The organism is Paenibacillus solisilvae (assembly GCF_042656405.1).
GTDB lineage: Bacteria > Bacillota > Bacilli > Paenibacillales > Paenibacillaceae > Paenibacillus_Z > Paenibacillus_Z solisilvae.
This window is the reverse complement of record NZ_JBHSOW010000013.1, coordinates 1-6,676: the sequence shown is the minus strand read 5'-3', so window position 1 is coordinate 6,676 and position 6,676 is coordinate 1. Positions and strand designations below refer to the sequence as shown.

Below are 6,676 nucleotides of genomic sequence, written 5' to 3'. Positions count from 1 at the left end.
TCAGGGGCGAAATCCTGCGAATAAGCGAGCATTCGTGAGAAAACTGAATCGTACCGAGGGAGTTCAACACATCTTGGAGCAGTTTGCCGACGGCAGCTGCTCCATTTTTTCTTTAAGCTCCCATGGAAGAACGCATTTATTTCCATAATCTGTGGTGCAGGGCTTGCGCTGAATGAGAGGCTACGAACAGGTCGTCGATCGGGTGTTCAATTTGCAATTGATACCGTTCTAAGAAAAACAGGAAGAGAGAACTACATGAAGAAAAATAAATCACCTTATTTTTTTGTTTCCATCATGATTGCTTTTATTGTCTTCATTACGAGTCCTGGCACCGGCATGGCTCAAAGCAGTTCTGCCGACCTCGAACAGGAATACAGCAATAAAGCGAACCAATTCATTGCCGACAAAAATTATGAGCAGGCGGCTTTAGTTTTGGAAGAACTTCTGGCAAAGAATCCGGAACTGAATAATGAAACGGTCTACAAGCAATTGACCCATATGTATGATGATTACCTCTTTAATTTTGAAAAAGCGTTGTCCTTTTATAAAAAGTATCTTGACCAATTCCCCGAGGGGAAATTTGCCGGCGCCTTTCGGGAAAGAGTCGCTTATCTGAATGAAAGACGTTTTGAATGGCAAGCATTGCGAGATTTTAGAAAAGTCCAGTTGGAAGAAGACAATATTCACATCAAAGAAAGCCTGGAGGAAGTTGAAGCCATTCTTTCAAAGAATGAGGACGCATTGATTGCGCCCGAAATGCATATCTATTTGGCTAATAACTATTTTGAAACTGCGACTATCAAAAGGCGAGAGAGCATGTGGAAAAATATATAAAGAACTTTGACAAGGCCAGCATGTCAAATACAGACAAAGCCCTGGCCCTGCAGTTGTATTCCGACATTCTCGTTAAGCAGCATCGTTTCGAAAAGGCCATCCGGGCCTTAGATCAAGCAATGGAGTTGGGAAATCCGAGAGAAAACTTTAATTATGCATTGAAAAAAAGCCATATTATTAACCAAAGGAACATGTTGTATGGATTCATGTTTTGCCTTTTGTATTTTATAGCGGTGGTACTATTGCTAATTCCCATAAAATTTTGGCGGCAGTTTAATTTACAAAAATATGCCGGGCGGCTTGCCACGCCTTTATTGCTTCTTGCTCTCATATCGCTAGGTCCTGTCTTGATCCTAAACATAATTGAAGAGCCGGAAGTCGACCTGCGGTTTTTCTTTGGCCAGTTGGGCTTATCCATCCTTTCGCTTATGATAATAAAGCTTCTTGCCCCGCTGTCATTGAAAACAGGCAGATTGGTTTATGTTTTGATGAGTTGTTTGCATATGGCTGCCGCTTTTTTCATGACTTATTACAGGACTGTTTACACACCGGTGAACACTGTAATACAGGCTGATATAGATCCTGTGACTTCCTTATTTCTGATGTTTATTTGGAGTTCGGTCGCTGCATCATATTGATAAACACCATTTATGCCTTTATTTTTAGCACGAGTAATCAACAGCGGTCTCGCACTTGATAAGAACGGAAAGGTATGGAGTTGGGGGCGATTTGCTCTGGATATAAGTTGTAGTACCAATCAGTGAACAAAGAATATTTCTTATGAGCTTTTATAATTAAACCCATTTATAATTAACCCCGTTGACAGAATGACGATTATTTGACGGGATTCTGAATGACCTTTGTCACAATATAGTAGTTAGGTTTTTGTGTTATGTAATTTTATGAAATACTTCATCTCATTTGCAGAAGGTTGCCTATATTGCTTCATTTATTTACACAAACCCGCACCTCATTTTATCTCCACAGATACTCATCAGCTACCAAATGTAGCTTGTTCCACTGGATCAATTATAATCCTGTTACTTCCCATTACTAAGAGCCTAAGAGTTATGCCGTGAATATCGATCAGGACGCAGAAATGACCTTATTAGCATCGGGGCATCAATACGGGCAATGTTCTCTTTGGGTTCTTTCACAGTTGAATTACTTGGAGTTTGGAAGTAAATTATATCCCCTCTGCGAAATGCATTTTGTTGGTAATAATTTGAATCCAGTACTAGTTTATTTCCATCCGCATACTCATTTCCTCTTCTCACCATTGCATCGTATCTGTATTCAATGATTTGGTTTCCATTTTTCTTTTCAATTACTGGTGGTACATCTGTCGATATTTTATCCGTAATAACGCTTGTCGTTGAACAACTTGTAAGTAGAAACATACTAATTAATATCATTCTATTAATCCTCAATTGCTGCCCCTCCTTAAAAAGGATACGCTGAGATTCATTTGAATCTCAGCGCTTAATTGATTATTTTATTGTAGATTTACAATTGCTGCCCCTGGTGCGTCTACTTCGAACAATTTCTTATCAAATGAAGTGATATCAGTAAGTTCCTTCGTCTTTTGTTCATGAACAATTTTACCCCATATTTTGTTTTCCTTTTGTTGTCCTCATTACCAGTGAACTCTTGGTTTTCCCAATTCCATTTTTATTTTTTTTAAGAATACCTTTTTTAATTTCTTCTTCAATACTTTCAGTTGCTTCCGTGCTGAACAATAGATGGGGGAGAGAGTACTTACCGTCTTCGTCAGATAGTACCCGAACCATTAAATCGTTATTCATTTTAGTATACTGATAACCTTTTTTTTGAAATTTGACCTATTACAAAAGTGCTGGACGAGTATGCCGACTATAAACCTTGGCGTAACCGCTTCGCCGCAAGTCCCATGATGGCAAGCATTGCGAGATTTTAGAAAAGTCCAGTTGGAAGAAGACTTGACCTCGACCCCGTTAAATATATTTCTCAAAAAATGGAGATAGTATAGATGTTGACTTTCAGGAGGTCTTATCAATGAAATGGTTTGGGAAAAGGAAGCGTATTAAACTTGAGTATCAAAAAAACGGCCATGAAGGAGCCTCAGTTCGATGATGAAGATAACCGCGAGTTATCCCCGGATATTGTATTGATCCGTGCACCTATTTGGAATAAAAACTCGGCGCCCCCAGATCGCAGTAATTGGGTTCGTGAACCGCAAGGTCAGAAACCAAGTCCCAGTCAAGGGAGGCAGTCATCCGAGAAAAATTAGGATACGAGCTCGTCACTGGGTGAAGAAAGGAAAAGGAACTTCAGAATGAAACCATTCATGCTCATCGGCTTACTATTCATAGTATTGATCACAAGCGGTTGTTGGGACCATACGGAGATAAACGACATTGCATTCGTCATGGGCAGTGCACTCGACCTAAAGGATGATGGGGACATCGTAGGGTCTGTTCAGATCCCAATCCCTCCATCTAGTCCAGGGGGGCCTAGTGGTGGGCCGGGACAGCAAGAAAAGTTTTTTGTTATAACGGCTACTGGAAAAAATATCAATGAAGTTATCCAAAGGCTTCAGAAAAAATTATCCCGCAGGATATTTACCGCTCATCGCAGCACTGTTTTTATAGGTGAACCGTTAGCTAAACACGGAATTAAGGGTGTACTCGATTATCTCACCCACGATCCGCGTAATCGATTGAGAACCAATATAATGGTTGTAAAGGGGAGAGAAGGGCGGGACATTTTGCAAATCCAGTACCCTTTTGAACAAGTGCCTACCGAAGCCGTCAAAGAAATGGAATTATCAGGGAGCGAGACATCGGTTGATTTGCGAGATTTGTTTATAGCAGCATCGAGCGAAGGAATCAACCCGATCATGGGAGTTATTGAACCTGATGTTGTATTAAAAGGAATGAAGCAAAGCGAAAACAACATGTTTAGGCTTTCAGGAACAGCGATTTTTAAGAATTTCAAATTAGCCGGTTTTTTGAACGGAAAAGAAACAGGCGGATTACTTTGGGTTACTGGCAAGATGAAGTTGGGCAGGGTCACCGCCAATTTGCCGGAAGGTAATGGAAATGTAGGTATGGTTTTAACGAGTACAAAGCGAAGGATAACCCCCGTAATACGTGGTAATAAAGTCAAAATCATTGTTCAACTCCAAGGGGAAGGAAGCCTTTATGAAAATAATACTTTGTTGGATGTCGGTCAACAAAAGAACCTCGAACTTGTACAGCATGCATTAGAGAAATCGGTTGAAAAACAAGTCCAGGATTTCTTATCCAAAATCCAAAAGCAATACAAAGTAGATATTGTGGGTTTCGGCCAAGAAATTTACCGAAATCAGCCCAAACAGTGGAAAGCGTTGAAAGAACAATGGGATACAAAGTTTCCCGAAGCAGACATCTCGATAGCGGTAAAGCTTAATGTACGTGGATCAGGGATGGCAGGCCCTCCTCTACAATGGAATGAAAAGGAGATCAAGGAATGATCGTACAAATAGGGGGATATGTATGTTTGTTGGCCGTATGGTCTTTTGTTAGCATACAAGCATTGCTCAGAAAGCAACAAACCAAAGAAGCCGCAGTATACGGCGGCTTAATGGGGGCGGCTGCTGTTATCGGATCTTTGTTAATGGCGGGAGTTAACATAGCAAGCGTAGTTTCCCCTTATACATTTGCTTTTCAGTCCCTCGGAAACATGATTTTAAAGAAGTGATTTGTTCACGCCCCTTTTTAGGGTATCTATCAGGAGAAGCACCAATGGCAGGAGATTTTGCGTAAAAAAAGCATTGAAAGAATATATATTAAAGGACAAAAGGGTAACTGGAGCAATGATATCCCGGTAACTCCGGATGCCGAAGAGCTGACTTAAACTATAACAAAGCATAAACAACGTCACCGATAACTTCACGAAGAGTCCCATCACCCAAATCGTAACAGTAAAAGCCTCTAAACGTTCGAATGATCCTTGAATACCAATATATTGAATGAGAGATGAAAATGCATAATTTAATTTGCCTGTTATCGGACCGAGGACCATGATCGTCAGTAAATCAATGACAAAGAGAAAAAGAACAATACCAAGAAGCGAGATCAACGAGATCTTAAGCGCCTTTTTAGGCTGATTTAAAAACGGAAGGAACCAGCCCAACAAAAAAAACTGACTCATAAAACCTGATGGGACGAAAGCCCCCTTTAATACCGGCACGATTCCTTCCGCTAATACAGGTTTTAGCTGTCCTGGATCTGAAGCCCCAATCGCCAGGATAAAAAGCGGAATCAAAAAAGCAATGATGATTGGTGTAAGGAACTCATTACATCTTCCGATGACCTCAATTCCCGCAAAAACAGCCAGACCGCTAAGGATCAAGATCATCAGGGTCCCGACCCAAATTGGGGTTATCGGTAATAGAAATGTATGAACATACCCGGCGTGACCGTATAACAACACACCAATAAAAGAAAACCAATAGTAGGAGAGATAAACCCCCAAATGGGAATGGGACATTGGTTTGCAAGCATTTTCGATGCAGGTGGTGTGACACTAGGGATCTGGTTATTTGTATGCATCATAAAGGGAGCTAAAGAAGGATCAGAAAATAAGTAAACAAGGGGCACTCAATTGCGAGTGTTTTTTTGTTATGAATATTTGAAAAGGAGATGAAAATAATATGTAGACAAACTATACAATGGGGTTTAGCAATGACGGATCAATGGATTGCAAGTGTCATCGATGGTGGGATGACTACACTATGGGTATGGATAATAATTCGTACTTTTAAAGAGTTTAAGAAAGAATTGAGGAAGATCAAGGGAGAAGATATGACCCTGCCTCGAATAGATAGACACAATGAAAACCTCTATAATATACGTGGAGGGATTTACTATGGGTCAGCGGAAGAAGTTTGACAAGGCATTTAAGGAGCAAGTTGTACTACGAATCTTGGCCAGTGAATCAACAGTTGGAGATGCGGCGAAGGAACTGAATGTTCACTACACGACAGTCCGAGACTGGGTGAGAACTTATAAACGTGATGGAGAAAGTGCATTCCCGGGTAGTGGGAATTTGAAGGCTGAAGATGATGAGATGCGCAAACTGCGAAAGCAGTTGGCTGATCTGAAAGAAGAGAATGAAATCTTAAAAAAGGCGGCGGCCTACTTTGCGAAAAATCTGAAATAATTACGTTCACATTCATTCATGAACATCGCTTCGAATTTCGGATTGCGAAGATGTGCCAGGTTCTACACGTGTCAAGAAGCGGCTATTATGCTTATATTCGTCGACCAGAGAGCAGACGCAGTATAGCGAACCGAGAGCTATTAGATACCATCAAAGAGATCTACACAAACAGTCGTAGAATCTACGGTTCTCCGCAGATTACCAAGAACTTACCACACGATCAGAAAGCCAGCCGAGGCCGTGTAGCTCGATTAATGCAGGCCCACGGTATCCGATCAAAAGTGGTGAAGAAATATAAAGCGACCACAAACTCCAGTCACAATCTGCCGGTTGCGGACAATATCGTTAATCAGAACTTTACAACGAATAGGCCTAATGAGAAATGGTTGAGCGACATTACCTATAGTACGCCCAGCTAACTAAGTGCCTCTAAAAGCACACAGTTACTTGAGCATGTTTGGAATGCAGGTCGAGTTTTTTTTTACAGACATGCCCTTCTTCTGCTGTGAGAAGAAGTGAGCCGAAGCGGCGGTGACTTGCTGACACTGGCGAGGTGACGTAGTCCGCAGGAAATGGGACTTGCGGCGAAGCGGTTACGCCAAGATGAGTCTCTAGGCTGAGCATGGGAAGGTTGAGGAACACGAACCTATTAAACCGC

Annotated in this window: 12 protein-coding genes; 8 read left to right on the top strand and 4 right to left on the bottom strand. The window is 41.3% G+C overall.

Going from position 1 to position 6,676, the window contains the following annotated elements; genetic code table 11:
- Positions 1-255: 255 nt before the first annotated feature.
- A complete protein-coding gene (locus ACFPYJ_RS02595; protein WP_379186489.1) occupies positions 256-834 on the top strand; it encodes a hypothetical protein in 579 nt (192 codons plus the stop codon).
- A complete protein-coding gene (locus ACFPYJ_RS02590) occupies positions 819-1,472 on the top strand; it encodes a hypothetical protein (RefSeq protein ID WP_379186488.1) in 654 nt (217 codons plus the stop codon). The genes ACFPYJ_RS02595 and ACFPYJ_RS02590 overlap by 16 nt, the downstream gene beginning before the upstream one ends.
- A gap of 423 nt (positions 1,473-1,895) precedes the next feature.
- Here the strand turns inward: ACFPYJ_RS02590 and ACFPYJ_RS02585 are convergent, their stop codons facing one another.
- Together ACFPYJ_RS02585 and ACFPYJ_RS02580 are read right to left on the bottom strand one after the other, a co-directional pair.
- On the bottom strand, positions 1,896-2,264 hold the full coding sequence (locus tag ACFPYJ_RS02585; protein ID WP_379186487.1) for a hypothetical protein: 369 nt from the start codon (positions 2,262-2,264) through the stop codon (positions 1,896-1,898).
- Positions 2,265-2,435: 171 nt separating this feature from the next.
- Positions 2,436-2,639: a hypothetical protein gene (locus ACFPYJ_RS02580; protein ID WP_379186486.1), complete on the bottom strand. Its 204-nt coding sequence runs from the start codon at positions 2,637-2,639 to the stop codon at positions 2,436-2,438.
- A gap of 263 nt (positions 2,640-2,902) precedes the next feature.
- Between ACFPYJ_RS02580 and ACFPYJ_RS02575 the strand changes: the two genes are divergently transcribed.
- Genes ACFPYJ_RS02575 through ACFPYJ_RS02565 form a run of 3 tightly spaced genes read left to right on the top strand, consistent with a single transcriptional unit; the run spans position 2,903 to position 4,554 of the window.
- Positions 2,903-3,103 (top strand): hypothetical protein, encoded by a 201-nt coding sequence (locus ACFPYJ_RS02575; protein WP_379186485.1) that lies wholly within the window; start codon positions 2,903-2,905, stop codon positions 3,101-3,103.
- A gap of 45 nt (positions 3,104-3,148) precedes the next feature.
- Positions 3,149-4,327: a Ger(x)C family spore germination protein gene (locus ACFPYJ_RS02570; protein WP_379186484.1), complete on the top strand. Its 1,179-nt coding sequence runs from the start codon at positions 3,149-3,151 to the stop codon at positions 4,325-4,327.
- Positions 4,324-4,554, top strand: coding sequence for a hypothetical protein (locus ACFPYJ_RS02565; protein ID WP_379186483.1), 231 nt, complete (start codon positions 4,324-4,326; stop codon positions 4,552-4,554). Before ACFPYJ_RS02570 ends, ACFPYJ_RS02565 begins: the two co-directional genes overlap by 4 nt.
- Here the strand turns inward: ACFPYJ_RS02565 and ACFPYJ_RS02560 are convergent.
- Positions 4,543-5,346 carry a GerAB/ArcD/ProY family transporter gene (locus ACFPYJ_RS02560; protein ID WP_379186482.1) on the bottom strand — a complete coding sequence of 268 codons (804 nt, stop codon included), beginning with the start codon at positions 5,344-5,346 and terminating at the stop codon, positions 4,543-4,545. The two genes, ACFPYJ_RS02565 and ACFPYJ_RS02560, sit on opposite strands and share 12 nt — an antisense overlap.
- A 194-nt stretch (positions 5,347-5,540) precedes the next feature.
- On the opposite strand from ACFPYJ_RS02560, the gene ACFPYJ_RS02555 reads away from it, so the two are divergent.
- Genes ACFPYJ_RS02555 through ACFPYJ_RS02545 form a run of 3 tightly spaced genes read left to right on the top strand, consistent with a single transcriptional unit; the run spans position 5,541 to position 6,437 of the window.
- Positions 5,541-5,747, top strand: coding sequence for a hypothetical protein (locus tag ACFPYJ_RS02555; protein ID WP_379186481.1), 207 nt, complete (start codon positions 5,541-5,543; stop codon positions 5,745-5,747).
- Positions 5,725-6,018 carry a transposase gene (locus ACFPYJ_RS02550; protein ID WP_379186480.1) on the top strand — a complete coding sequence of 98 codons (294 nt, stop codon included), beginning with the start codon at positions 5,725-5,727 and terminating at the stop codon, positions 6,016-6,018. Before ACFPYJ_RS02555 ends, ACFPYJ_RS02550 begins: the two co-directional genes overlap by 23 nt.
- Before the next feature lie 50 nt (positions 6,019-6,068).
- The gene (locus ACFPYJ_RS02545) at positions 6,069-6,437 is read left to right on the top strand and encodes an IS3 family transposase (protein WP_379186479.1); all 369 of its coding nucleotides are present in this window, start codon (positions 6,069-6,071) and stop codon (positions 6,435-6,437) included.
- A 10-nt stretch (positions 6,438-6,447) separates the two neighbouring features.
- Here the strand turns inward: ACFPYJ_RS02545 and ACFPYJ_RS02540 are convergent.
- Positions 6,448-6,676, bottom strand: a 229-nt coding sequence (locus ACFPYJ_RS02540) for a hypothetical protein (protein WP_379186478.1), incomplete at its 5' end; no start/stop codon positions are given.